General features: G+C 68.1%; 28 protein-coding genes, 2 tRNA genes, 1 pseudogene and 1 riboswitch. Of the genes and pseudogenes, 22 read left to right on the top strand and 9 right to left on the bottom strand.

Annotation, left to right across the window (positions count from 1 at the left end):
• Both AB0J09_RS25605 and helR read left to right on the top strand, forming a co-directional pair.
• Positions 1-204: pseudogene (locus AB0J09_RS25605) on the top strand (glycosyltransferase); the annotation flags it as partial.
• A gap of 179 nt (positions 205-383) precedes the next feature.
• Positions 384-2,534 carry an RNA polymerase recycling motor ATPase HelR gene (gene helR, locus AB0J09_RS25600; protein ID WP_360695897.1) on the top strand — a complete coding sequence of 717 codons (2,151 nt, stop codon included), beginning with the start codon at positions 384-386 and terminating at the stop codon, positions 2,532-2,534.
• A gap of 353 nt (positions 2,535-2,887) precedes the next feature.
• On the opposite strand, the gene AB0J09_RS25595 is transcribed toward helR, so the two are convergent.
• Together AB0J09_RS25595 and AB0J09_RS25590 are read right to left on the bottom strand one after the other, a co-directional pair.
• The gene (locus AB0J09_RS25595) at positions 2,888-3,073 is read right to left on the bottom strand and encodes a hypothetical protein (protein WP_360695894.1); all 186 of its coding nucleotides are present in this window, start codon (positions 3,071-3,073) and stop codon (positions 2,888-2,890) included.
• An 18-nt stretch (positions 3,074-3,091) separates the two neighbouring features.
• Entirely contained in the window at positions 3,092-4,327 is a 1,236-nt protein-coding gene (locus tag AB0J09_RS25590; protein ID WP_360695891.1) for a hypothetical protein, read from the bottom strand.
• A gap of 218 nt (positions 4,328-4,545) precedes the next feature.
• Between AB0J09_RS25590 and AB0J09_RS25585 the strand changes: the two genes are divergently transcribed.
• The 3 genes from AB0J09_RS25585 to AB0J09_RS25575 all read left to right on the top strand — a co-directional run bounded on the left by AB0J09_RS25585 (position 4,546) and on the right by AB0J09_RS25575 (position 6,658).
• Positions 4,546-4,881 (top strand): metalloregulator ArsR/SmtB family transcription factor, encoded by a 336-nt coding sequence (locus tag AB0J09_RS25585; RefSeq protein ID WP_360695888.1) that lies wholly within the window; start codon positions 4,546-4,548, stop codon positions 4,879-4,881.
• 12 nt (positions 4,882-4,893) lie between these two features.
• Positions 4,894-5,496 carry an N-acetyltransferase family protein gene (locus tag AB0J09_RS25580; RefSeq protein ID WP_360695885.1) on the top strand — a complete coding sequence of 201 codons (603 nt, stop codon included), beginning with the start codon at positions 4,894-4,896 and terminating at the stop codon, positions 5,494-5,496.
• A gap of 409 nt (positions 5,497-5,905) precedes the next feature.
• On the top strand, positions 5,906-6,658 hold the full coding sequence (locus tag AB0J09_RS25575) for a hypothetical protein (protein ID WP_360695883.1): 753 nt from the start codon (positions 5,906-5,908) through the stop codon (positions 6,656-6,658).
• Between the two features lie 12 nt (positions 6,659-6,670).
• Here AB0J09_RS25575 and AB0J09_RS25570 read toward each other — a convergent pair whose 3' ends face one another.
• Positions 6,671-7,111 carry a hypothetical protein gene (locus tag AB0J09_RS25570; RefSeq protein ID WP_360695880.1) on the bottom strand — a complete coding sequence of 147 codons (441 nt, stop codon included), beginning with the start codon at positions 7,109-7,111 and terminating at the stop codon, positions 6,671-6,673.
• A gap of 233 nt (positions 7,112-7,344) precedes the next feature.
• On the opposite strand from AB0J09_RS25570, the gene AB0J09_RS25565 reads away from it, so the two are divergent.
• The 4 genes from AB0J09_RS25565 to AB0J09_RS25550 all read left to right on the top strand — a co-directional run bounded on the left by AB0J09_RS25565 (position 7,345) and on the right by AB0J09_RS25550 (position 10,359).
• Positions 7,345-8,604: a histidine kinase gene (locus AB0J09_RS25565; protein WP_360695877.1), complete on the top strand. Its 1,260-nt coding sequence runs from the start codon at positions 7,345-7,347 to the stop codon at positions 8,602-8,604.
• A complete protein-coding gene (locus AB0J09_RS25560; protein WP_360695874.1) occupies positions 8,589-9,236 on the top strand; it encodes a response regulator transcription factor in 648 nt (215 codons plus the stop codon). Before AB0J09_RS25565 ends, AB0J09_RS25560 begins: the two co-directional genes overlap by 16 nt.
• A 167-nt stretch (positions 9,237-9,403) precedes the next feature.
• A complete protein-coding gene (locus AB0J09_RS25555) occupies positions 9,404-9,784 on the top strand; it encodes a hypothetical protein (RefSeq protein ID WP_360695871.1) in 381 nt (126 codons plus the stop codon).
• Positions 9,785-9,834: 50 nt separating this feature from the next.
• The gene (locus AB0J09_RS25550) at positions 9,835-10,359 is read left to right on the top strand and encodes a MauE/DoxX family redox-associated membrane protein (protein WP_360695868.1); all 525 of its coding nucleotides are present in this window, start codon (positions 9,835-9,837) and stop codon (positions 10,357-10,359) included.
• Here AB0J09_RS25550 and AB0J09_RS25545 read toward each other — a convergent pair.
• Positions 10,339-11,151, bottom strand: a complete 813-nt coding sequence (locus AB0J09_RS25545) for an inositol monophosphatase family protein (RefSeq protein ID WP_360695865.1) — start codon at positions 11,149-11,151, stop codon at positions 10,339-10,341. The two genes, AB0J09_RS25550 and AB0J09_RS25545, sit on opposite strands and share 21 nt — an antisense overlap.
• Positions 11,152-11,222: 71 nt before the next feature.
• On the opposite strand from AB0J09_RS25545, the gene AB0J09_RS25540 reads away from it, so the two are divergent.
• Positions 11,223-12,065, top strand: a complete 843-nt coding sequence (locus tag AB0J09_RS25540; protein ID WP_360695862.1) for a PHP domain-containing protein — start codon at positions 11,223-11,225, stop codon at positions 12,063-12,065.
• A 16-nt stretch (positions 12,066-12,081) separates the two neighbouring features.
• On the opposite strand, the gene AB0J09_RS25535 is transcribed toward AB0J09_RS25540, so the two are convergent.
• Positions 12,082-12,369 (bottom strand): hypothetical protein, encoded by a 288-nt coding sequence (locus AB0J09_RS25535; RefSeq protein ID WP_360695859.1) that lies wholly within the window; start codon positions 12,367-12,369, stop codon positions 12,082-12,084.
• Between the two features lie 101 nt (positions 12,370-12,470).
• Positions 12,471-12,559, top strand: a riboswitch (SAM riboswitch).
• A gap of 6 nt (positions 12,560-12,565) precedes the next feature.
• On the opposite strand from AB0J09_RS25535, the gene AB0J09_RS25530 reads away from it, so the two are divergent.
• A complete protein-coding gene (locus tag AB0J09_RS25530; RefSeq protein ID WP_360695856.1) occupies positions 12,566-13,180 on the top strand; it encodes a GNAT family protein in 615 nt (204 codons plus the stop codon).
• Here AB0J09_RS25530 and AB0J09_RS25525 read toward each other — a convergent pair.
• Genes AB0J09_RS25525 through AB0J09_RS25515 form a run of 3 tightly spaced genes read right to left on the bottom strand, consistent with a single transcriptional unit; the run spans position 13,177 to position 15,358 of the window.
• Positions 13,177-13,680 (bottom strand): NUDIX domain-containing protein, encoded by a 504-nt coding sequence (locus tag AB0J09_RS25525; RefSeq protein WP_360695853.1) that lies wholly within the window; start codon positions 13,678-13,680, stop codon positions 13,177-13,179. The two genes, AB0J09_RS25530 and AB0J09_RS25525, sit on opposite strands and share 4 nt — an antisense overlap.
• Positions 13,681-13,692: 12 nt before the next feature.
• Positions 13,693-14,436: an ABC transporter permease gene (locus AB0J09_RS25520; protein WP_360695850.1), complete on the bottom strand. Its 744-nt coding sequence runs from the start codon at positions 14,434-14,436 to the stop codon at positions 13,693-13,695.
• Positions 14,417-15,358 (bottom strand): ATP-binding cassette domain-containing protein, encoded by a 942-nt coding sequence (locus AB0J09_RS25515; RefSeq protein ID WP_360695847.1) that lies wholly within the window; start codon positions 15,356-15,358, stop codon positions 14,417-14,419. The genes AB0J09_RS25520 and AB0J09_RS25515 overlap by 20 nt, the downstream gene beginning before the upstream one ends.
• Positions 15,359-15,597: 239 nt before the next feature.
• Here AB0J09_RS25515 and AB0J09_RS25510 point away from each other — a divergent pair, with 239 nt between their 5' ends.
• From AB0J09_RS25510 to AB0J09_RS25460, 11 genes are all read left to right on the top strand, one after another.
• Positions 15,598-16,140 (top strand): AAA family ATPase, encoded by a 543-nt coding sequence (locus AB0J09_RS25510; protein WP_360695844.1) that lies wholly within the window; start codon positions 15,598-15,600, stop codon positions 16,138-16,140.
• Positions 16,141-16,190: 50 nt separating this feature from the next.
• Positions 16,191-17,153, top strand: coding sequence for a GH25 family lysozyme (locus AB0J09_RS25505; RefSeq protein ID WP_360695841.1), 963 nt, complete (start codon positions 16,191-16,193; stop codon positions 17,151-17,153).
• Positions 17,154-17,217: 64 nt separating this feature from the next.
• On the top strand, positions 17,218-17,745 hold the full coding sequence (locus tag AB0J09_RS25500) for an NlpC/P60 family protein (protein ID WP_360695838.1): 528 nt from the start codon (positions 17,218-17,220) through the stop codon (positions 17,743-17,745).
• Between the two features lie 72 nt (positions 17,746-17,817).
• On the top strand, positions 17,818-18,048 hold the full coding sequence (locus tag AB0J09_RS25495; RefSeq protein ID WP_360695835.1) for a transposase: 231 nt from the start codon (positions 17,818-17,820) through the stop codon (positions 18,046-18,048).
• A 39-nt stretch (positions 18,049-18,087) separates the two neighbouring features.
• Positions 18,088-18,160: transfer RNA gene (locus AB0J09_RS25490), tRNA-Thr, on the top strand.
• A 755-nt stretch (positions 18,161-18,915) separates the two neighbouring features.
• Positions 18,916-18,989, top strand: a tRNA-Met gene (locus tag AB0J09_RS25485).
• A 71-nt stretch (positions 18,990-19,060) separates the two neighbouring features.
• Positions 19,061-19,225 carry a 50S ribosomal protein L33 gene (gene rpmG, locus AB0J09_RS25480; protein WP_019632658.1) on the top strand — a complete coding sequence of 55 codons (165 nt, stop codon included), beginning with the start codon at positions 19,061-19,063 and terminating at the stop codon, positions 19,223-19,225.
• A gap of 646 nt (positions 19,226-19,871) precedes the next feature.
• The gene (locus AB0J09_RS25475; protein ID WP_360695830.1) at positions 19,872-20,321 is read left to right on the top strand and encodes a MaoC family dehydratase N-terminal domain-containing protein; all 450 of its coding nucleotides are present in this window, start codon (positions 19,872-19,874) and stop codon (positions 20,319-20,321) included.
• 1 nt (position 20,322) lies between these two features.
• A complete protein-coding gene (locus tag AB0J09_RS25470) occupies positions 20,323-20,751 on the top strand; it encodes a MaoC family dehydratase (protein WP_360695827.1) in 429 nt (142 codons plus the stop codon).
• A gap of 94 nt (positions 20,752-20,845) precedes the next feature.
• Positions 20,846-21,883, top strand: a complete 1,038-nt coding sequence (locus AB0J09_RS25465) for a UDP-N-acetylmuramate dehydrogenase (RefSeq protein WP_360695823.1) — start codon at positions 20,846-20,848, stop codon at positions 21,881-21,883.
• 223 nt (positions 21,884-22,106) lie between these two features.
• Entirely contained in the window at positions 22,107-22,673 is a 567-nt protein-coding gene (locus AB0J09_RS25460; RefSeq protein WP_360695820.1) for a TMEM165/GDT1 family protein, read from the top strand.
• 37 nt (positions 22,674-22,710) lie between these two features.
• On the opposite strand, the gene AB0J09_RS25455 is transcribed toward AB0J09_RS25460, so the two are convergent.
• A partial coding sequence (locus AB0J09_RS25455) for a response regulator transcription factor (RefSeq protein WP_360695817.1) occupies positions 22,711-23,017 on the bottom strand: 307 nt, incomplete at its 5' end.

The raw sequence follows: 23,017 nt of genomic DNA, 5'->3' as shown, positions 1-23,017 counted from the left end.
GCCGAGCTGGGCATCGGCGCGGCACACGACGGTCCGGCTCCGACCTTCGAGTCCTTGTCGGCCGCGCTCAAGACGGCCCTGGCCCCCGAGACCGGCGCACGAGCGAGGGGAGCGGCCGGCACGATCCGCACCGACGGGGCGGCGGTGGCCGCGAAGCTGCTGCTCGACGCGATCAGCCGGGAAAGGCCGCCAGTGTCCGCGTGAACCACGCGGGATCGTCGATGTCAGGACCCAGAAAACGCTGGCGACCTGAACCGGCAACGGCCACGGGGTCCACGTCAGGCGGAGCGTTTGCTCGTCATGGCCACCAGGTTCGTCACGCCGGTCCAGACGCCTTGCTGCGCGTAATGGTCGCAAGCGACCTCAGATCGGAGCTGAAAGACGTGAACCCACTGACTACCAGCGCGTTTGACCTTCCCGACAACCTCGCCCCCAAGGCCGACCCGACGCTGATCGCCGGCGATGAGCAGCACTTCGCGGCCATCGCGGCAAGCCTTGAGCAGTCGATCGCCGAGTTGTCCGACCGCCTCGATGCCGAGCGCAAGGCGCCCGGCGGCAAAGGCCGGCAGGCGCTGGACCGGGACATGGAGATCCACCGGCTGACGGCTCGCCTGCGCGCACTGCGTCGCTTCGGTTTGGACCTGTGCCTCGGACACATGGTCAGCGCGGACAACCCCGAGCCCGTGTACGTCGGACGACTCGGCCTTACGGACAGCGCGGGTCGTCGGCTGCTGCTCGACTGGCGCTCCCCCGCGGCTGAGCCGTTCTTCGGAGCCACCCACGCCAACCCGATGGGTCTGGCAAGCCGCCGCAGGTATCGCTGGACCCGCGGCCGGATCAGCGACTACTGGGACGAGGTGTTCACCTCGGACGGGTTCGAAGGGCACGCCGCGCTCGACGACCAGTCCGCCTTCATCGCCAGCCTGGGCAGCAACCGGTCGGCACGGATGCGAGACGTGCTCGGCACCATCCAGGCCGACCAGGACGCCATCATCCGCGCGGGATCCCAGGGCGCTCTCGTCGTCGACGGCGGTCCGGGTACGGGGAAGACCGTCGTCGCTCTGCACCGATCCGCCTACCTTGTCTACTCCGACCCCCGCCTCGGTCACCGCCGGGGCGGCGTGCTGTTCGTCGGTCCGCACCAGCCGTACCTGGCCTATGTCTCCGACGTCCTCCCCAGCCTCGGAGAGGAGGGCGTGCAGACCTGCACCCTGCGGGACCTCGTCGCCGAGGGAGCCGTGGCAGCGATCGAGACCGACCCGGACGTGGCCCGCCTGAAGTCGTCCGCGAACCTGGTGAAGGCGATCGAGCCGGCCGTCAGGTTCTACGAGAACCCGCCCACCAAGGGGATGACGGTCACGACCCACTGGTCCGACATCTGGCTGAGCCCCGACGATTGGGCCGAGGCGTTCGAAGCAGCAGAACCCGGTACTCCGCACAACGAGGCGCGCGACCAGATCTGGGAGGAGCTGCTCACGATCCTGGCGGACAAGCACGACGATGACGACATCTCGGCTGACCTGCTCCGCAAGTCGCTGCTGCAGAACAGGGAGCTGCTCACGACCTTCAACCGCGCGTGGCCGCTGCTCGAAGCGACTGACCTCGTCGGAGACCTGTGGTCGGTGCCCGCCTACCTGCGGATGTGCGCTCCCTGGCTCAGCCCCGACGAGGTTCGGCAGTTGCAGCGCGGGGACGCCCAGGCCTGGACGGTGTCCGACCTGCCGCTCCTGGACGCGGCACGGCAGCGGCTCGGCGACCCGGAGGCGTCGCGGCGTAGGCGTCGCCATGACGCCTCTGTCGCCGCCGAACGCGAGCGCATGGCCAGGGTCGTCGACGACCTGCTTGAGGCCGATGACGACGGTGAAGGTGCGGTGACGATGCTGCGCGGACGGGACATACAGGATGCCCTGGTCGACGAGAGCGCATCGCCCAGCACCGAACCGGACCGGCTCGCCGGCCCGTTCGCGCACATCGTCGTGGATGAGGCTCAGGAACTCACCGATGCGGAGTGGCAGATGTTGCTGCTGCGGTGCCCGTCCCGGAGCTTCACCATCGTCGGGGATCGTGCCCAGGCCAGGCACTGGTTCACGGAGTCGTGGCAGGAACGGCTGGAGCGGGTCGGGCTCGACCGGATCAACCTGGCCTCCCTGACCGTCAACTACCGGACGCCGGAAGCGATCATGGCGGAAGCCGAGCCGGTCATCCGGGCCGTGCTTCCGGACGCCAACGTGCCGACCTCCATCCGCAGCAGCGACATCCCCGTCGTACACGGATCTGTTTCGGATCTGAGCTCGATCCTCGACACCTGGCTCGCCGCACATGTCGAAGGGATCGCCTGCGTCATCGGCGATCCCACGTTCCGGACGACGTCCCGCGTCCGGTCGCTGACCCCGGAGCTGTCGAAGGGGCTCGAGTTCGACCTGGTCGTCCTCATCGACCCCGAGGGGTTCGGCGAGGGCATCGAAGGAGCGGTCGACCGCTATGTCGCGATGACCCGAGCGACCCAGCAACTCGTCATCCTCACGAGCTCCTGACGTCGGCCGGGCGAACGCCCGCTCCCGGCCGGTAGTGTTCCTGGATGCCGACACACGACCGGTGTACGTGGGCTTCGGCAGCATGCGCGTTTCGACGGACGTCGCCCGGGTGGCGATCGAGGCGATCCGCGCGCAGGGCCGCCGCGTACTCGTCGGGCGCGGCGGCACGAACTGCCCGAGGGCACCGGGGAGTATCCGAGGCTTGGGGAGATGTGGGACTTCAGCGACGTCGAGGAGATGCGCCGCCGTTACCCGCGCTTGTCGGCGTTGCTCGATGAGGCTGACGCGCTCGCCTGAGCGTACGTGGACCCTGAACTCGGCAACCCCACGTCCTGCCTGGTGCCGGTGCTCTCTCAATCCCAGAACATGACCACCGGCTCGGACGGGACCTCGCCACTTAGTGGGCATTCCAGCGGGTCGGCCAGACCGGCGGGTAGAACACGTTCGTCGGTGGCGCGTAGTTCGGCCAGTGTCCACGAGCAGCAGACGTCCTTCAGGGAGCGTTCGAGCTCCTCCGGGCCGGAGAGGTCCACATGCACGGCCGGGATTCGTGGGCTCTAACCGGCGCGCCAGAGCGCCCCGTGGTAGTCATTCCTCGAGCGGATCCAACCCAGCGCGTAGATCTCGTGACCAGTGGCCACCAGGTCTGTGACGTGCGGCATCGCACCCTTGTCAGCAGGGAGGCGCTCCGCGGTCCAGTGCCCGCCGCTGAGGTGCCAGAGCGTTGAAGGGCAGTAATAGCAGTGAGGCATCGCCGCCCAGAGTCCGCCGTTCCCGTCCGGCACCGCGTCCGTGAACTCATCCGTGAAGTTCTCCCGGTGGAAGGGGCCCCACGTACAGGTCCAGGTACCGTGCGCGTGGCGCAGCGCCACCAGCCGTCCGGCATCGGTGTCCTCGTCCTCGTCCAGGTAGTGGGTGCCGAACGCCGCCGTCCCGAGCACCCACGTCTCGTCCTCGCCGACGACCGCGACGGCCTGTGGATGGAAGGCGCCGCCTTGGACGTCGTGGATGGCCTCCTTCGCGTCGATCTGCAGCGCGAACTCCACCACTTGCGACACGCCGTCGCGCAGCCGCACGGCCTTGGGTCCTTTTGCGGGCACGGCCCAGGTTTCTTCGCTCGGGCCGAACAACCGGTATTCGGCGAAGAAATCCCCGCCAACCTGGTCGTCGGCGGGCAGATCCAGCCGCTTCCAGCTCGCGCCGTCCCAGTGGATGGCGGTGGCGCCGTAGCTGACCCAGCCGCCGTGCGCGCTGGCAGGACCGTCCTCCATCCTGGGGCCTGGTACGGTCAGCGCCAGTTCCCGCCACCCGTCGCCCTCGCGCACGCCCCCCTTCCATGTCCCCGCCCCCGGCTCGACCGCCCAAATCCTGCCGTCGGGACTCGTCGCCAGGGCCTTGACGACCTTCACTCCGGGCGGCATCGCTACCCGCTCCCAGCGGCCGCCCTTCCATCGCACCGGTGTCTTGGGGCCCTCCCCTGTGTCGTACAGCGCCCACAATGCCCCGTCCGAGGCCACAGCGCCGCCATGGAGGCCGAAGGTGTCCCTCTCGTCGGTTACTGAGAGTAGCTTCCAGCTCGGCTGGACGGCGTCCACCTGGAACCCGTCAGCAGCGCGGGCCGGCTCGGGGCAGTCCTTCCGGGAGACGATCATCGCCTCCGCACTCCTGCCAGCCGGCGAGAGCACGGGCGCGACGGCCTTGGCGGGCGTGCTTGACGGATTTCCCACCCCTGACGTGCACCCTGCGGAGACCAGCGCGAGCGCCACTCCCGCCATCGCGCCCGGCCACCTCATGAAGCCCCCGTTCATCTCCCGGTCTGAGGAGGCTATCCAGTACGGCTGTTGGAGACTATGTGCAAAGATCACGATCTCATGGTGGTGAGGCGCGTTCGGCGGCGCGAAAGCGTTCTTCGAGAGCCGACAGCCAGCCACGTTGACGGGGTGATGACCGGCTATCCGGGGGCTGGGGCGCTCTTCCCGCGAGGGGATTAATCGTTTATCGTCGATTAACGATGAATGAGGAGAAAGGTCCTCTGCCGCGTGCGGAGGCCGAGGAGTACGCGAGCTGGTTCAAGGCGCTGGCCGACGCCACTCGGATCCAGATCGTGTCGCTGCTTGCGCGGCAGCGGGCACCGATGAGCGTGGGCGAGATCGTGGCGGCCGCGGGGGTAGGGCAGTCCACCGTCTCGCATCACCTGAAGATCCTGGCCGAGGTGCGGTTCGTGCTGGTCGAGCGGCAGGGGACCTCCAGTCTGTACCGGATCAATGAGAACTGCGTGAGCTGTTTCCCGACCGCTGCCGATGTGGTCATGGGTAACCCCGCCCCCGGCGCGTCCACCTGTGAGTGAAGGAGTGTCGTCATGGCGCAAGACGAGATCATCGATCACTACTCCGCGCTGACCTCCGGCCACGGCGACGGCGTGTATTCGGCGATCGTCCATGCGGCCAAGCCCGCGGCCGGGCCAGGCGTCGAGATCCGGCGGATGCGAGAGACCGACGCCGAACAGGTGCTGGCCATCTACCAGGCCGGGCTGGACACCGGCCAGGCCAGCTTCGAAACGACCGCCCCGAGCTGGGAGGACTTCACCTCCGCCAAGCTGCCGCACCTGTCCTATGTCGCCGCTGACACCACGACCGGCCAGGTCCTCGGCTGGGTGGCCGCCTCGCGGGTATCGGCCCGGCCGGTCTACGCGGGTGTGGTCGAGCACAGCATCTACGTTCATCCTGGTTGCCAGGCGCAGGGCATCGGCCGCGCGTTGCTTGAGGCGTTCATCGCCGCCGGCGAGGACGCCGGGGTTTGGACGATCCAGTCCGGCATCTTCAGTGAGAACGCCGCCAGCCTGGCCCTGCACCAGGCGGCAGGCTTCCGCGTGCTCGGCACCCGTGAGCGCATCGGCTGCCACTACGGCGTCTGGCGTGACGTGCTGATGATCGAACGCCGCAGCGCCGTGGCTGGAACCTAATCGTCGATCAGGCCCAGCGGGGAACATCGAACGGCTGGCGATGGTTACATACATCGTGGCCGGTGTGCCCAGTGTCCCCGGGCCTCACCTATTGCCTTCGCGGACTACCGTTCGGCTGGAGCCGCGTTGTGCCTTTCGCCGAGAGGCGACACGCACACCGGTACGCATACGTTGAACCGAAGGCCCTGCCGACACCAGTCGGCGGGGCCTTCGGCGTGCTCAAGCGCAATGCAGCTCTTCGACCGGCCTCAGCCGAGCCCTGCCGCCCCTTCTCGGTCCGGCCGGCTCGTGGGCAGGGCAAGGCGGGGGTGCTCCTCGCGGATGTGGTCGACGGCTCGCCCGGTCTCTGGCGTGTTGAGGGGGTAGAGCAGCCGGACCAGGGCTCGGGCATGATCGATACTGTGCCGGGATGAGTGAAGCGTTTCCTCGGCATGTGCTGTGCGTGCTCGGCTCCGGGCTGGACCTTTCGGAGATGGAACGGATTGCGGCCGGCTTCGGCGGTTTCGTCCTCGACCGCGAGTACTCCGAGGCCGAACACGACCCTCGGATGCCGGAGGCCTTCAAGGCCAGTATGGCGGCGGCCTCGTTCGACGAGGCGGACTGGGACGCAGTGGAGTCCCACGACACCGTCGGCTACCTGCTGTCCGCGCCGATGATGCGGAGTCTCGCGTTCGACACTTCCCGGCGGCTGCTGGCGGTGACGGCCGCTCTGTTGCGGTCCGGCGCTGTGGCGGTGAAGAACGAGAGCAGTGGGATCGCGCACGGCCTGGACCGCTGGCTCGCGCTGGCCGATCGAGCGGCCGACGTCACGGACGAGGGCCTGGCCGGCGCGCTTGTCGCCGCCTGGGTGAAACGGCCGATCTACGACGGCCAGGTGCTCTACAGCTGCGGCATGCACCTGCTCGGCGCGCCCGAGGTAGAGATCGAGGTCGGTGAGGAGCATCCGACAGAGGACAGACTGCTTGAGCTGGTCGCGCACCTGGACGCGCTGGCGATCTACCTACTGACCGATCCGCGCGCGGAGGAGATCGAGGACGGCGCCGGGTTCCGGATGGCCGAGGACGCCCCCCGCTGGGGGCTGCGCACCGGCACATGCGACCGTTACGACGAGGACGATCTGTTCTTCAACCCGTACGGATACGTCCGGTTGACTCACGCCTAGCCCCTGAGGTGGTCAGCGCGCCTTGGGGAAGGCGGCGCGCAGCCGGGATCCGTTGATGATGAAAGCGGCTGCGCCGATCGCAAGGGCGCATGTGGCCTGGATCATGACGAACCACGCCGGGAGGACACCGGGGATCATGTCGATGGCGATGATCGCGGGCGGCATGATGATCGAGATGATGCGCACGCGTAGATAGGCCCATCGTGCTCCCCGTGAGGCGAGGACGGTCAGCCAGTAGGACACCGCGGCGCTCGCGAGCACTCCGGCTGATCGGCCCCACATGAACGATGTCACCGTCTGTTCGTTGACCGCGAGGATGGCGACCGTGATGAGGACCGCGGTGCTGAGCGCGCCGTAGGCCGCGACGAGGATCTTCGCCTTGCCGAAGGCTGCTTGGGTGCGTGGATGGTTGAGGTGGGCGGCCTCGGCCGTGGTGTGGTTGGTGCTTCTCATGTCTCTTTCGTCCCTCGTGTTGTCTGGCGTGGTGTCGACGTTAGGGAGCGCATGAGTGGGCCGGTATGGGCCTGGACGTACAGGTGGGTGGGGCCAGACCTACTCCAGCGCCGATCTGGGGAGCAGCAGGCTCCGAGCGGTGCACAGTGGAAACGCCAAGCCGTACCGGCCAGATCGGTGCATTGCGGAACCGCGGGTGCCACGGTCGGGTTGTGAAGTGAGAAGGAAGAATCATGCGACAGCTGGTGTCGTGGGTGGCGAGCGCCTGCGTGGGGTTTGTGCGCGCGTGCGTCGTGGTGGTCGTCGCCATGCTGGTCCCGGCCGTGTGGGCCGCTGCCGTGGCGCTGTGGATCTGGTGGTGGGGCGGAGATCCGTGGTCGGGGATAGCGCCGTTGGTGTGGGCGTGTATCGGCACGCTCGCTCTGTCCCGCCCGGTGTGCCGAATGGTCCGCTCCCTCGTCGCGAAGTGGACGGGCACCGTCATTCCCGCCGGATATCGGCAGGTCGGGCCGGTGACACGGATGGCAACCGGGTACTGGTGGAACGGGTACTCCTACGAGCGCACCAGCCGGGACGCCCGCCTGGACCAGCAATGGCGAACCCGGTGGAGCGATCCCGCCACCTGGCGTGACCTGCGGTTCGTCGCGATCGCGCCGATCACCGCGGGCGTGATCGCCGCCGTCCCGCTGGCCGGGATCGCGGGAGCGGTCTTCGGGCTCTCCCAGCCGTCGCTCGCCATGCGCGTCATCGGCGTGCTCGGCGCGGTCGTGGCCATCGCCGGCGCCCCCTACGCCTGGCGGTCCGCCGAGCCGATAGCCGTCCGCTTCCTGCGCGCGTCGCCTGCGATGACGCTGGCGGACCGGGTGGAGGAGCTGACGGACCAGCGCGCGGACGTCACGGTCGCGCAGGCCGCCGAGATCCGCCGCATCGAGCGCGACCTGCACGACGGAGCGCAGGCGCGCCTGGTCACGCTCGGCCTCTCTTTGGCGACTGCGGAGAAGCTGATGGAAACCGACCCTGATCAGGCCAAGGCGCTGCTGCGGGAAGCGCGCGCCGGCGCCGCCACGTCACTGACCGAGCTCCGCGAACTGGTCAAGGGCATCAGCCCGCCGGTGCTGAACGAGCGAGGGCTCATCGATGCCGTGCGCGCTCTTGCCCTGGACAGCCCGCTCGAAGCGGCTGTCAGCGCCGACGTCCAGCTACGCCTGGACCCGCCGATCGAGTCCGCCGTGTACTTCGGCATCGCCGAACTGCTGACCAACGCGATCAAGCACGCCCACGCGACCCGGGCGCGGATCTCCATCGCCCGGGACGACACCGGCATCGTCGTTGACGTCGAGGACAACGGCCGGGGTGGGGCCGGCATGCGAGCCGGCGGTGGACTCGATGGGCTACGCCGCCGCCTGGCGGTCTTCGACGGCACCTTGGAGATCACCAGTCCGGCTGGCGGCCCGACGCGTGTGAGGATGGTGGTGCCATGCGAATCGTTGTAGCCGAAGACCTGTACCTCCTGCGCGACGGGATGATCCGCCTCCTCGAGGCGTACGGACACCAGGTGGTGGCGACGGCGACCACAGGACCCGAGACGCTCGACGCGCTGCTGACGTGGCGGCCGGACGTGTCCGTCGTCGACGTCCGCATGCCGCCGCCCCAGTCGGATGAGGGCCTCCGGGCGGCTCTTGCCGCCCGCGGCGAACTGCCCGGACTGCCGGTCTTGATCCTCTCTCAGCACGTCGAACAGCTGTACGCCCGCGAACTCCTGGCCGACGGCGCCGGCGGCATCGGCTATTTCCTCAAAGAGAGCGTGTTCAACGCCGACCAGTTCATTGATGCCCTGGAACGGGTCGCCAATGGCGGGACCGCCATGGACCCAGCCGTCATCACCAAATTGCTATCCAACGGATCGTCCAACCGGCGACTCGACCAGCTCACCGAACGCGAATACTCCGTGCTCAGCCTCATGGCAGAAGGATTGTCCAATCAGGCCATCGGCCAGCGGCTCTTCCTCAGTGAAAGCGCCATCAGCAAATACACCACCTCCATGTTCGGCAAACTCGGCATCACCGACGACGACAACAACAACCGCCGCGTCCTCGCCGTTCTCGCCTACCTGAACAAGCCCTGATGCGCTTCTCGGGCCCAGCGTGCGACTGCTTGCGTTCCAGTTGCCGCTGCTTGCGCTCAAGTCGGCGCCCTGTCTTGCTGAAGACAGCCGCATGACCGAAACAAGCTGCCCGAGGAGCGCCACGCGACATCCCGGTCTCGCCGCTGATTCCCCATGATCGTGGTTGGTTGACAGCGTCCAGAGGCCAGGGAGATTTTAACCAGTTAAAGATCAACCCCTGCCAAGGGCCGCTGGTACGGCGGCGCCAGATCGACCAGGTGTCCAGGGGCGATGTCGTGGTGCTGGAGCCTCCGCTGGATCCCGCCGGGCGGTTCATGCCCGGACCTCCCGGGGCGGACGGCCGGCACTGGAACATCAAGCGCGCCGTCGCCTCCCGGGAGATCCAGTGCCACCGGGCATCGGTGCCGCCGGGGATCGCGTGCCCGCGGGTGCGCTGGTGGTTCGTCGAGCAGGGTACGCACCACGAGCTCATGTCCATGGGCAGCCGGTACGCCCACCTGTTCGACACCCAGGCCAGCGGCTACCGTGAGGGCGCCGACATCGGGTGATCGAATGCGGTGCTCTTGCCGGATCTGCTCGGCCGTGGCAGGTTTCGATCATGCAGTACGTCGATGTCGCGAGCAGGCTGCTGCTGCTCACGGTGTTCGCACTTGCCCTCGGGAGCAAGATCTCCAGCCGTGGAGCCTGGAGCGAGTTCGTCGCGTCGACCAGAGCGATGGCGGTGGTCGACGACGCGAAGGTGCCGGTGGCCGCAGCGGCGACGGCGGTGGCCGAGGCGGGTGTCATCGCGCTGGCCGTGCTTCCCTTCCGCTGGGCCGGATCAGCGGCGTTCGTCCTCGCGGCGGGGCTGCTCGGCTGTCTCACGGTCGCGGTCACCATGGTCGTCCGGAGAGGCGCCGCCGTTCCCTGCCGGTGCTTCGGCGCCTCCAAGACTCCCTTGGGCGTGGAGCACGTGGTCCGCAACCTGATTCTCGTCGTGGTAGCCCTGCTCGGGCTCGCGGGCTCCTTGGTGAGTGGTTCCTACGATCCGGGTTTCAGCGTCGTGGCCGGCGTCTTCGGCGCCGCTCTGGGACTGCTCATGGCCCGATGGGATGATCTCGTCTCACTGCTGCGGACGTCCTGAGGCGAGCCGGCCCCCGATGAGTTCAAGCAGCGCGGCGTGCGTCTCCCGGTCGGCCGCCACGACGAGTCCGCCCGCGCCGGTGTGCAGTGGCTGACCGTGGATGCCGGTGACCACGCATCCAGCGGCCTGGCACAGCGCGATCCCGCTGGCGAAGTGCACGCTGTCCCGCAGATGGCCGTCGGTGACGTACGCGGCCCGGCGACCGGCGGCGACCCACGCCACCGCCAGGGTGGTGGAGACGACGCGCGGGCGGAAGCGCTCGGCGAATCCCGGGTCGGCGAGCAGCGTGACAGCCCGGAAGCTCGGTTCGTTCGGGAACGGCGGATCGAGGTTGACGTCCACCAGTCGCGAACCGGACGACGGCGTGAGCCGCTCGTCCACGCCGTCGCGGCGGACGTACGCGTGAGCGCCATCCGTCCAGAACACCTCGCCGGCGAAGGGGTCGGCCGCGGCCGCCACCGTGATGTCGGAGCCCACGCGCAGGGCGACGTTCACCGCGACCAGCATGTTCCGTACGGCGTAGTTCAGCGTGCCGCACAGGGGATCGACCAGCCACATGCGCTCCGCACCGTCCCCACCCGTGCGTCCGCTCTCCTCGCCTGTCACGGCGTCGTCCGGCCGAGCGGTGCTAATGACGTCGAGGATGGCCTTTTCCGCTTCGACGTCCGCATCTGTGGCGAAGTCCCCCGCGGATTTCTCGAAGCGCGTCAGCGCCGCACCGTACTTGGCGCGCACGACGGCGGCTCCTGCTTGCGCCGCCGTCAGGGCCAGTTCCTCGTCCGTGATCGACATGTGCGCAGGATAGCGGCGGTGGAAGTCATGCCGCGTAGGCGTGTTTGGATGTTGGCGGAAAGGATGAAGTCGTGCTGCTGCCCGCGGATGGTCATGTTCACAGCGAATGGTCGTGGGATGCGCCGGACGGGTCGATGGAGCGGACATGCGCACGGGCGGTGGACATGGGCCTGCCCGCGGTCGCGTTCACCGAGCACGTCGACTTCACGGCCTGGATGGTCATCGCCGGCGAGCTCGATGATCATCCACATCTCACGGCATTCGTCACGTCGGACGGAACGCTGGCTCCGCCGGAGTTCAAGCTTGATGGGTACCTGGAGTGCCTGCAGCGCTGCCGCGATCAGTTCCCGGGTCTTCGCGTCATCAGCGGGGTAGAACTGGGCGAACCGCATTGGTACGGCGAGGAGGTCGCGAGGCTGCTCGACGCCGGGCAGTTCGACCGGGTGCTGGGTTCGCTGCATTGCCTGCCGGTGGGTCGGCAGTTCGCCGAGCCGCCGAACCTGTACCGTCGGCGACCGGCCGCCGAGGTGATCCGGGAATACCTGGCCGAGATACCCCGCCTGATCAAGAGCTCGGATACGTTCGGGGTGCTCGCCCACATCGACTACCCGCTCCGCTACTGGCCGGCGCAGGCCGGGCCGTTCGATCCGAACGCGTTCCAGGAAGAATTCCGCCATGCCCTGCGAGTGCTCGCCGACGGCGGCCGGGCCTTGGAGGTCAACACGCGTGGGCAGCTCTACCCGGAGATCGTTCGCTGGTGGCGTGACGAGGGCGGAGACGCGGTCTCCTTCGGAAGCGACGCCCACAGCCCGACGGGGATCGCGCACGGCTTCACCGCGGCGGCGGCCATGGTCGAGGCCCAGGGGTTCCGGCCCGGCCGTCATCCCCATGACTTCTGGGCACGCTCGGGCTGACCGTTGAAAACACTGCTCACCCAGCGCGGAGCCTGGACTCGTACACCTCGCGGGCCCGATCATGCAGATCCCGGTGTGCGGCGCGCTGCGCGGCCGAGCTGAACTTGCCGTCCGCCATGCTGGAGTCCAGCAGCAGCGTGGTCCGGAGCGGCGCGTCGTCCAGTACGGCCAGCGTCCGGGCCTCCAACCGGCACCCTTCGGGAGTCATGAGGTAGGCGCTGGTGTGCACCTCACCCACGTAGGGGATCAGCTCCTCACCCCACGTCACCCCGTGTTGGTCACGCAACCGACGGTACTCCTGCACGGATTCCTCCCTCAGAGCGTCGAAAGCAAGGCACGGATGTGCTTATCCCCAGAATCCTGTTGACGCCGTCCCGGTGGCGCGGGCAGGATCCTCTTCACCAAGATTCATCCAGAGGATCCGAGGGACCTGGCCCTGTGACGGTCCGGCAACCTGCCTGCGGGAAAGGTGCCAATGCCAGGAGCGATGAGGAGGCCTGATGAGCCTGCGGCTCGATGTTCCCGTGCTCCAAGGATCACTTGTCCGGCTGGAGCCGCTCACGATGGCGCATGCGCCGGATCTAGCGCGGGCCGTTGAGGAGGACCGTTCGTCGTACGCGTTCACGTTGGTGCCCCGGGCCGCCGAGGTGGCGGCTTACCTGGAGGCTCAGCTCGGTCGCGAGGGGCTGACGCCCTTCGCGCAGGTTCGCGTACGGGACGGGGCGGCGGTGGGGTGCACCGCGTTCTGGGATCCCAGGACGTGGCCGGAGCGGGACGGTCTGCGGGCCGTCGAGATCGGGTGGACGTGGCTGGCGGCGTCGGCTCAGGGCACGGGGATCAACGCCGAGGCGAAGCTCCTGCTCTTCACGTACGCGTTCGAGACGTTGGGGGTGGCCCGCGTCGACCTCAAGACGGATGCGCGCAACCAGCGGTCACGGCGGGCCATCGAGGGGGTCGGCGCGCGATTCGAGGGCGTGTTGCGCAACTGGTCGCCGTCGTGGGCGCCGGGTGAGGCGGGGAGGCTGCGGGACTCTGCCATGTTCTCCGTGGTCGCCGCGGACTGGCCGGGTGCCAAGGCGGGGCTGCGTGGCCGGCTCGGTGCCCAGCGGGTCTAGAGCGGGCCCGCTCCGTCCAGCAGGGATAGCCAGGTGCGGTCGGGGCACAGGCGGTTGATCTCCGACGGTAGCAGCCAGGCCGCGCTGGTGCTTTCCGAGCCCGCCGGTGGGTGGCTCGGCGGGCCCGGGTGGGGGAGACGCGCCCTGAACATCGTCATGTACGTCAGAGGCGGGTAACGGTAGTCGGCGGGGGCGGCGTCCAGGAGTTCGATGCGTTGCCAGGCGAAGAGGGACAGGGCGGAAGAGGGCAGGCGGAGGCCGGTTTCTTCATACAGCTCCCGGGCTGCGGCGTCGGTCGCCGTCTCGCCGGGTTCGAGGTGGCCGCCGGGGATGTCCCAGCCGCGGCCCTCCTTGTCCACGCAGGTCATGAGGGTTCTGCCGGTCTGGTCCGAGACGAAGGCGAACGCCGACGTGGTCTTGTCCAAGGGCGGGAGCGTCTGGGAGAGGATCACGTCGAGCCGGTGGCGCACGGGTATCCAGGGGACCGTCAGATGAGTCACCCATCAAGGGTCTCAGACGCCCTGGCGCATGGCGCGGTTGCCCAGATAGAGGCCGACCACGGCTATCGCGCAGGCGGCAGCGGTCCCGTAGAGGATCGGGGGGTTCGTCAGGTTGCCGGCGAAGAGGGCTCTCTGCGCGTCGACGATGTACGTGACGGGGTTGACGTACCCGAGCACCCGTAGCCAGGCCGGGGCCGTGTCCATGGGGAGCAGCACCCCAGAGAGGAGCAGCAGCGGGAAGAGGATCGACTGGCTGACGATGTAGAACAGCGTGCCGCTGGGCGCCGACTTGATGGCCAGGACGAACGAGAACGCGCCCAGGCCGACGCCGAACACGACCAGCTGGGCCAGGCCCGCCAGGATGCCGGCCAGGTGCAGGTCGAAGCCCAGAGGGAGAGCCAGGAGGATGATCAGGACGGCTTGCGCCAGGAGGACGACCATGGCCTTCATGGTGCGGCCCACCAGCATCGCCGTACGGTTCAGCGGGGTGACCAGCAGACGCTCCATGGATCCGCCGATCAGCTCGACCAGCAGCGTGTAACCGGCGGCCATGGGGCCCGTCAGGCACATCATGACCAGGATGCCCGGTACGAACCACTGCCACGACGACCCCACGGCCCCATCGAGCTGCGACCCGAACAGGAACAGGAACAGCAGCGGCTGACCCATCTCGAAGAGCAGGCTGACGGGCTCGCGCACGACCGGCTTGAACTCGCGGGAGAAAACGGTGGCGGTGTCACGCAGGAATGTCGTCATCGGTGAGGCTTCTCCCGGTAAGAGCGAGGAACACGTCGTCGAGGGTCGGACGGGCGGTCTCGGCGGTGGTGACCTTGATGCCGGAGCCGTCCAGGGTTCTGAGGTAGTCGGGGAGCGCGGCGGCCGCGTTGGGGACGCGAAGGCGCACGGTCGTGCCCTCGGCGGTGCCGCCGCCGACGCCGGCGGCCCTGCCCGCCTCCTCCTCCGTGCTGGTGGTGATCGCGATGTGGTCGCCGGCCAGGTCGTTCTTGAGCTGCTCGGCGGTGCCGTCCGCGATGATCCGGCCGTTGTCGATGATCACCACGCGTTCGGCCATGTTGTCGGCTTCCTCCAGGTAGTGGGTCGTCAAGAACAGCGTCGTCCCGTACGTCTCCCGCAGCCGGAGGATGTGCTGCCAGATCTCCGCGCGGCTCTTCGGATCGAGGCCGGTTGAGGGCTCGTCCAGGAAGAGCAGGCCGGGGCGGTGGATGAGGCCGAGCGCGATGTCCAGGCGACGGCGCTGGCCGCCCGAGAGCGTGCCGGGCCGCCGCCTGGCCAGCGGCCTGAGGTCGAGCAGGTCGAGCAGTTCGTCGGCGCGGGTGGCCGCCTGCCTGGTGGCGAGGCCGTAGCAGCGGCCCTGGGTGACGAGTTCCTCGCGGACGAGGAAGCTCTCTCCGGCGCTGTTGCGCTGGCCCACGTACCCGATGCGGGCGCGTACGCCCGCCGGGTCCTTCGCCACGTCACGGCCCGCCACCGTGGCGGTGCCCGAGGTGAGCGGCAGGAGGGTGGTGAGCATGCGCAGCGTGGTGGACTTGCCCGCGCCGTTCGGGCCGAGAAAGGCGACGAGCTGACCCGCCTCCACGTCCAGGTCGATGCCGCGTACGGCTTCCACCCTCTCCTTCTTGACTTTGAACACTCGGGTCAGTCCCCGGGCATGGATCATGGTCGCCCTCCTCCGGGCATGGCAAAGAAACCCCTGGTCGGGGGCGCGATTGAGGATCGAACCAAGTTTGTGCAGCCCAATTCCGGTTTGGCAAACGCGAACGTTGCTTTCATAAAGCCCGCCCACCTGCGGAAACACCGTCTTTCGCCGTTGCCTCTGACGGCGAATTTCAGCGGGCTGAGCTGCGGGTTTCCCGGTGCGCGGAAGTTTTTCCGCCGTTTCTGGCACGATGCTTGGTCGTGTGCCGACTGGTGGTGCTGGTGAACGGGTTGCCTGGGGCCGGGAAGACCACGGTCGCCCGGGCGCTGGGGCGAGCGCTCGGCTTGCCGGTCTTCAGCAAGGACGACCTCAAGGAGACGCTGGCCGACATGCTCGAACGGCCTTCCGGGGTGGGCGACCGGGAGTGGAGCAGGCGGCTTGGGGCGGCCGCGGGGGAGAGCATGTGGACGCTGCTGGCGAGCGCCGGGCGGGGCGCTGTGCTGGAAAGTCCGTGGCTGGCGCCGCTGCGGCCGACGGTGGTGGCCGGGCTCGCGCGGGCCGGCGTCGAGGCAGGGACGGAGGTGCGCGAGGTCTGGTGCGAGGTGGCGCCCGAGCTGGCCAGGCGCCGGTACGAGCGGCGGGTGCGGCATGCGATACACGGCGACGTGGAGCTCGGCGACGAGCGGTGGCGGGAGTGGGTGGCGGGGGCGCGGCCGCTTGGGCTCGGGGCGGTCTATTGCGTCGATACGTCGAAAGCAGTTGATATTTCGAGACTTGCGGCGTTGTGTGCTGTTCCGCAATGATCTCCCGCGTGAAACGTCTGTGGTTATTCGCGGTAATTGCCGCTTTAGGGATGGGCGGGGTCGCCGAAGCGGCCGATGGCGTTCCCGGGGTCGATGTCAGTAACTGGACGGGCGACGTCGACTGGGAAAGTGTGGCCTCAGGGGGCGGGAAGTTCGCGTTCGTCCAGGCCACCGAGGGGACGAACTACCGGAACCCACGTTTTGACGCCCAGTACGGCGGCGCCGCGGGCGCGGGGCTCATCCGGGGCGCATATCACTTTGCGCAACCACACGAATCCGATGGAGCGACTCAAGCCGACTATTTCCTCCAGAACGGCGGCAACTGGAGCAGCGACGGCCAAACGCTCCCGGGAGTGCTCGATATCGAGGACAACCCGTACAAGGACAAGAACGGCAAGAACAACTGCTACGGCCTGTCCACCGAGGACATGGTCACCTGGATCAAGGACTACACCAAGAAGTACCGTCAGGCGACCGGCCGCCACGCGATCATCTACACCACCACGAGCTGGTGGCAGACCTGCACGGGGAACTCCGACGCGTTCAAGTCCAACCTCCTCTGGATCGCCCGCTGGGGCGACGACCCCGGTGAGCTGCCGAAGAGCTGGAAGAAGCACACGTTCTGGCAGTCGGCGGAGAAGGGCACGCTGGCCGGCGGCCAGAACTCGTACAACGGCTCAGAGTCCCAGCTGAAGGAGCTGGCCAACCCTCCGGCCGAGGTGACGGTCTCGGGGGCGGCGAAGAGCAGGAAGACGTACACGGTGACCGTCTCGAACACGGGCCCGCACCCCGTCAAGGACGTCAAGGTGTCGGGGCGGACGTTCGGCGGGCAGCGCGTGGTGAAGGCGCCCGGGTGCAAGTTCAGCGGCACGGCGGTGCTCTGCCAGATCGGGGAGCTGGCGCGGGGGAAGAAGGTGACGTTCACGATCACCACCAAGCCGTCCCGGTCGAAGGGCACGGTCGGCATGAACGTCACGGTCGGGTCGGTGAAGCTCACCCTCAAGGCCAGGTAAAGCGGGATAAAGCGGCGTAAGGCAGGATGATTCCTGAAGCTATAGAAAGCTGTCGGGGGTCGGAATGAGGCGGTGGCGGGCGGCGGCCGGGGTGACGGTGCTGGTTCTGGTGGCCGCCACGGCCTCCGTGCCGCTCGGGCTGTACGTGGCGCCGAACATCGTGCGGATCGCGTACGAGGTCGAGCAGCGCGGGATCGTCTACTCATGGGGCGGCGGCCACGACGCGGAGCCGGGGCCGTCGGAAGGGACCTGCAGGGGTTATCAGGGGAAGATCAAGCCCTGCCCGGCCGCGTGGACGCGCGGGCTCGACTGCTCGGGGTTCGCGCGGTGGGTGTACGCACTGGCGCACGGATCTGACGTGCTGGGGCCGGGGAACACCAATGATCATGTACGGCGGATGCGCCGGGTCGCGGCGGCTATGCCAGGGGATCTGGTCTTCTTTGGGAAAATCACCAAAAAGGATGTCAAAACCCATCATGTGGGCATCTATCTCGGCGGCGGGAAGATGATGGACGCCCCTGAGACCGGTGCCGTGGTGCGCGTCGACGACATCGCGCGGAGGAAGGACTTCGCGGGCTTCTATCGGCTCTGAACCGATTTGGTATGCCTGTAACGCGTGTGGCGTGGCAAAAATTGAGAGACCCGGCGGATACTCTGTGCCGCTATGGAAAGGCGATGGGTCGGCCTTGACGGCTACGAGGTCGTGGGCTTGGTGCGCGACGGGCGGCAGGTGCTGCGGGTGCGCCGGCACGGGTGGGTGATCGCCGACTGCACCTCTGTCGCGGAGGTGGCCGGGCACGTCGACCTGGCGGATCTGTGCGAGATCATCGATCTGCCCTTGAGGTGGCCGGCTGAGGAGCGCGCGGAGGCCAGAACGAGTTCGCATCATCGGTGAGTGCCGTGTATGGTTACACCTGTCCGCAGCGCCGGACAGGCCCCTATAGCTCAGTCGGCAGAGCGTCTCCATGGTAAGGAGAAGGTCAACGGTTCGATTCCGTTTGGGGGCTCGCACACTGACCAGGATGAACGCCCGACCCGTAAGAACGCGGAGTCGGGCGTTTCTCGTTTGCGCGCGTTTATTTCGCGATGGCTCGCCCCAGATCGGTCCGGTCTCACGCGGGCTGTCTCGTCCGCGCCTCTGAGCTGGATGCCGTAGTTGGGGGCGCCCGAGGCCCAGGCCTTGGCGATGTTGGTCACCGGCCAGGACGACGCGTAGCCGGCTCCCCGGGGCAGGGCTCGGTCCAGGTATGGCCACGGCCGATGCGGTTGGTGCCGGCGGCGCGGGTGTGACGCTGGACGTGATGTCGTTCACCCCCTCTCCGTCCATGGCCGCACCCGCGCCGTCGGGCCCGCAGTCGGCGAAGTCGTCGCCGGGCGCCGGGAAGCCTCCCGTCGTGGCCTGCTCCTCGTATGGGCGCGCCGGCCGGACTGGGCAGGTGGTCGCCATGGCCCGCTCCGGGGCCGGCCGTGGACTTCGAGACTCATGGGCCCTGGTTGCGGCTCGGGCGGGTGTGCCGCGGGATCTCCCGCGTGTGCGGGCGCTTGGGGCTTCGCGCCCATCGCCGGTCGCTGCTACGCTGACCTTCGCTATGGCTTGAGGTGATCCGGGCCGTTCGGGGGTGGACGGCTCCGGCTGTTAATGGATTTCGGTTGTCGGGGGTTCCTGAGGCATACTGGGAGCACCCCACCCGTTCGGGCGAGTTACGAATGTGCTCGCTGCGTCGGGTATCCTCTACGGGGCCGGGGTCGTTACCGGCTCAAAGGCGGAGTAGCTCAGTCAGGCAGAGCAAACGGCTCATAATCGTTGTGTCGCCGGTTCAAGTCCGGCCTCCGCTACTGCCCATCCCCAGGTCGAACGGCCTGGGTACGGGCGTGTCCATGTCCCGAACGTAGAAAGGCACTCCCAAGTGGCTGCCACCGACGTTAGGCCGAAGATCACGCTGGCCTGCCAGGAGTGCAAGCACCGCAACTACATCACGCGGAAGAACCGGCGCAACGACCCGGATCGGCTTGAGCTGAAGAAGTACTGCCCCAACTGCCGCTGCCACCGCGCGCACCGCGAGACCCGCTAGGTCTCCGGGCAGGGCTTCTGCCCCGCTTGTCCTTCATATCGCACAACCGGCGTCCTACCGCAGGGCGCCGGTTCGTCGTGTCTCCACGGCCCTGCACCCGTCTCGCGGGCCCGGCCCAGCCCGGCTCGCGCCAAGGGGTTTGGTTCGTGCGTTCTCGCCGACCGGTCCGGTTTGTGTGCTGTCGCTGACTGGCTCGGTTCGTGCCTTCTCGCTGACTGACCCAAGCCTGTGGGCTCGCGCTGACTGGGCCGGCTCGCCTGTTCCTCGCCGCTCGCCGGTGTTGGGTGCTCGCTGGTGGCGGATGCCGGCTCTGTGCCGCGCCGTCGGTTTCGTGGAGTGTGTCTTTGGCGTCGTCTCGCTGTGTGTCCGTGGTGCCGGGTTGTCCCACCCAGGTGGTTAGCGGGCGCCGTAACGGCGGCCGACCACGTGGCGGTCAGCGAGCGTCACCCTGGAGGCCATCAACCACGTATGGCGGGTGGGGCCTTGTGGGCGCAGCCGTACGAGATGGGGGTTGGAAGCGAGTGCGGCGGGATGAGTTGGTGCGGCGAGAAGCGGCAAAGACAAGATAATCAGCGGCGACAGCCGAACCTTGTTCTGTTACCGTCGGCCTCAGCAGCGCTCGTTGGAGACATGCGAGGGAGCACTGATGGCCTTGAACCGTGACTTCGTGGGCCGGACCTATCCGCCCAGCGCGCCATACGAGGTCAGCCGGGTGAAGATCAGGGAATTCGCGGCCGCGATCGGTGACAACAACCCGCTCTACCGGGACAAGGAGGCCGCCCAGGCCGCCGGGTATCCCGATGTGATCGCGCCGCCGACGTTCCCCATCGTGTTCAGCCTGCAGAGCGGCGGCGAGGCGCTCGTCGATCCCGACCTCGGACTGAACTTCGCCATGGTGGTCCACGGCGAGCAGCGCTTCGAGTACGTGCGGCCGGTCTACGCCGGGGACCAGCTGGTCATGACGGCGACGATCACCGACATCCGCACAGCCGGGCGCAACGAGCTGCTGACGGTCAGGAGCGATGTGACGACCGTCGACGGCGAGCCGGTCTGCGTCACCTACAACACGATCGTCGAGCGTGGAGGGGCCGGTTGAGATGACCGCCACGGTGAAGTACGACCAAGTTGAGGTCGGGCAGGAGATCCCGGCCGTGGACTACAACGTGCGCCGGCTCAACCTGGTGATGTATGCCGGGGCTTCGGGGGACTTCAACCAGATCCACTGGAACGAGCGGTTCGCCAAGATGGTGGGGCTGCCCGATGTGATCGCGCACGGGATGTACACGATGGCGCAGGCCGGGCGGTTCGTCACGGATTGGGTCGGGGATCCTGGAGCGGTCGTGGACTTCGGTGTGCGGTTCTCGTCGATGGTGGTCGTCCCCGATGACGATCAGGGGGCGACCGTCACGGTGAGCGGGGTGATCGAGGAGAAACTCGAGGACAAGCGGGTGGTCATCGGGCTCACCGCCAAGTCGGACGACGCGCGGGTGCTGTCCAAGGCCCGGGCGGTGGTCCAGCTGTCCTGATCGCGGGTCCAACTACGCCAGGGTGCGGCGATCCCCGCCTTCAGTTCAGGCGGGGAAGCAGTCAACTCCTGGGCACCTCATAAGCTAGTTGCCCATGGAGATGCTCGCGCCGTATACCACGCTGCGCCTTGGCGGCCCCGCCCGCGACTTCGCCGAAGCGACCACGGCGGAGCAACTCGTGTCCCTGGTGGCCGAGGCGGACATGAAGAAAGTGCCCACGCTGGTGCTCGGCGGAGGCAGCAACGTTGTGGTGGCCGACGAGGGGTTCGACGGGCTGGTCATCAAGGTCTCGACCCAGGGCGTGACCGTCTCGCGTGACGGCGAGCAGGTGGTGGTCACGATCGAGGCGGGGGAGGACTGGGATCCGCTGGTCGCCCGCGCCGTGGCCGAGGGATGGTCGGGCATCGAGTGCATGTCGGGCATCCCCGGGCAGGTCGGCTCGACGCCCATCCAGAACGTCGGCGCGTATGGGCAGGAAGTGTCCCAGACCATCCGGTGTGTGCGCGCTTACGACCGCCGCACCAGGCAGGTAGTGGATGTGGAGGCCCGGCAGTGCGGGTTCTCCTACCGTGACAGCGCCTTCAAGCGCGACCTGGCGCGGTATGTGGTGCTGGCGGTGACTTACGCGCTGGATATTTCGGAAATGTCCGGCCCGGTGGCGTACGAGGAGCTGGCGGGGCGGCTGTCCACCGAGGTCGGCGGCCGGGTGCCGCTCGCGCGGGCCCGCGAGACGGTGCTGGCGCTGCGGCGCGGCAAGGGCATGGTGCTCGACCCCGACGATCCCGACACGCGTAGCGCCGGCTCGTTCTTCACCAACCCGATCCTGTCGCCCGAGGAGGCGGAGGAGCTGGCGGCCCGCGCCCCCGGGCATCCGCGCTGGGAGCTGCCGGACGGGTCGACCAAGGTGCCCGCCGCGTGGCTGATCGAGCAGGCGGGCTACCCGAAGGGGTACGAACGTGGGCCCGTACGCATCTCCACCAAGCACACGCTGGCGCTGACCAATCCCGACGGCGTCGCCACCACCGGCGACCTGCTCGCGCTGGCGAGGGAGGTCAGGGACGGGGTGCGGGAGAAGTTCGGGGTCACGCTGGTCAACGAGCCCGTGCTGGTCGGGTGTTCGCTGGCGGAATAGGCACCCGCCGCGGGCTGTTATGGTTGTCTGGAATTACCGAAGGGGAGTAGTCCCAATCGCGTGATCGACATACTGGCGCTTCTCGCGCCCGGTCACGCGGGCCTCACACGGGCGGACGAGACCTTCGGCCTGGTAGCTATGCGACAAGACGCTGCCGGGCCGAAGCCGTGCCCGAAAACCCCTGGGTCCTGCCTTCCGGCTCGGCCGCGCGGAAGAGGACCGTTTGGAAGCGTTCTGGATCAGTCTCGCCGTCATCTTCGTGGCGGAGCTCGGCGACAAGAGCCAGCTCATGGCGATGACGTTCGCGACCCGTTTCAAGACCTGGCCCGTGCTCGCGGGCATCACGATCGCCACGGCCGTCGTGCACCTCCTCAGCGTCGCCGTGGGCGGCCTCATCGGGGACGCGTTGCCGACGACGGCCATCGCGGTGGTGGCCGGGCTGGCCTTTCTCGGGTTCGCCGCATGGACGTTGCGCGGCGACGAGCTGACCGAGGACGAGTCGAAAAAGGCCCAGCGCACCACCAGGAACGCGTTGATCGCGGTGACCGTGGCGTTCTTCCTGAGCGAGCTGGGCGACAAGACCATGCTGGCCACCATCACGCTGGCGACGCAGCACGGCTGGTTCGGCACCTGGATCGGCTCCACCGTCGGCATGGTGGCGGCGGACGCGCTGGCCATCCTGGTGGGGCGGCTGCTGGGCAAGCACCTGCCGGAGAAGTTCATCCGGTACGGGGCCGCGGCGGCGTTCGCCGTGTTCGGCGTCGTGCTGCTGGCCGAGGCGCTCCTCTAAGCGGCCCCGCCGCCACCGAGAAACCCGCCGCCACCGATCAGGAGGACAGCAGGGACAGGCGGTGGGCCGCTGCGGCGGCCTCGCCGCGGGTGGTGACGCCGAGCTTGGCGAGGATGTTGGACACGTGCACGCTCACCGTCTTCGCCGAGATGAACAGCTCGGCCGCGATGTCCCTGTTGGTCCTGCCCTCCGTCACCAGCCGCAGCACCTCCAGTTCGCGCGGCGTCAGCAGCTCGGAAGGCTCCTGCGACGGCTGGAGGCAGATGTGTGTCGCAGCTACGGTTGGCGTCGGCCTCGACCTTGCGTATGGCCTCCGCCACCCAGCGGAGCGTCCCCGGGTCGTG

The organism is Nonomuraea sp. NPDC049784 (genome assembly GCF_040659615.1).
GTDB lineage: Bacteria > Actinomycetota > Actinomycetes > Streptosporangiales > Streptosporangiaceae > Nonomuraea.
This window is presented reverse-complemented; position numbering and strand designations above follow the sequence as displayed.

Bases quoted from the DNA above. Each gene is read 5' to 3' on its own strand.
- AB0J09_RS25590 (WP_360695891.1), bottom strand. From the start codon at position 4,327: ATGAGGTGGCCGGGCGCGATGGCGGGAGTGGCGCTCGCGCTGGTCTCC.
- AB0J09_RS25585 (WP_360695888.1), top strand. From the start codon at position 4,546: ATGAATGAGGAGAAAGGTCCTCTGCCGCGTGCGGAGGCCGAGGAGTAC.
- AB0J09_RS25580 (WP_360695885.1), top strand. From the start codon at position 4,894: ATGGCGCAAGACGAGATCATCGATCACTACTCCGCGCTGACCTCCGGC.
- AB0J09_RS25575 (WP_360695883.1), top strand. From the start codon at position 5,906: ATGAGTGAAGCGTTTCCTCGGCATGTGCTGTGCGTGCTCGGCTCCGGG.
- AB0J09_RS25570 (WP_360695880.1), bottom strand. From the start codon at position 7,111: ATGAGAAGCACCAACCACACCACGGCCGAGGCCGCCCACCTCAACCAT.
- AB0J09_RS25565 (WP_360695877.1), top strand. From the start codon at position 7,345: ATGCGACAGCTGGTGTCGTGGGTGGCGAGCGCCTGCGTGGGGTTTGTG.
- AB0J09_RS25560 (WP_360695874.1), top strand. From the start codon at position 8,589: ATGCGAATCGTTGTAGCCGAAGACCTGTACCTCCTGCGCGACGGGATG.
- AB0J09_RS25550 (WP_360695868.1), top strand. From the start codon at position 9,835: ATGCAGTACGTCGATGTCGCGAGCAGGCTGCTGCTGCTCACGGTGTTC.
- AB0J09_RS25545 (WP_360695865.1), bottom strand. From the start codon at position 11,151: ATGTCGATCACGGACGAGGAACTGGCCCTGACGGCGGCGCAAGCAGGA.
- AB0J09_RS25530 (WP_360695856.1), top strand. From the start codon at position 12,566: ATGAGCCTGCGGCTCGATGTTCCCGTGCTCCAAGGATCACTTGTCCGG.
- AB0J09_RS25520 (WP_360695850.1), bottom strand. From the start codon at position 14,436: ATGACGACATTCCTGCGTGACACCGCCACCGTTTTCTCCCGCGAGTTC.
- AB0J09_RS25515 (WP_360695847.1), bottom strand. From the start codon at position 15,358: ATGATCCATGCCCGGGGACTGACCCGAGTGTTCAAAGTCAAGAAGGAG.
- AB0J09_RS25505 (WP_360695841.1), top strand. From the start codon at position 16,191: ATGGGCGGGGTCGCCGAAGCGGCCGATGGCGTTCCCGGGGTCGATGTC.
- AB0J09_RS25500 (WP_360695838.1), top strand. From the start codon at position 17,218: ATGAGGCGGTGGCGGGCGGCGGCCGGGGTGACGGTGCTGGTTCTGGTG.
- AB0J09_RS25495 (WP_360695835.1), top strand. From the start codon at position 17,818: ATGGAAAGGCGATGGGTCGGCCTTGACGGCTACGAGGTCGTGGGCTTG.
- AB0J09_RS25475 (WP_360695830.1), top strand. From the start codon at position 19,872: ATGGCCTTGAACCGTGACTTCGTGGGCCGGACCTATCCGCCCAGCGCG.
- AB0J09_RS25470 (WP_360695827.1), top strand. From the start codon at position 20,323: ATGACCGCCACGGTGAAGTACGACCAAGTTGAGGTCGGGCAGGAGATC.
- AB0J09_RS25465 (WP_360695823.1), top strand. From the start codon at position 20,846: ATGGAGATGCTCGCGCCGTATACCACGCTGCGCCTTGGCGGCCCCGCC.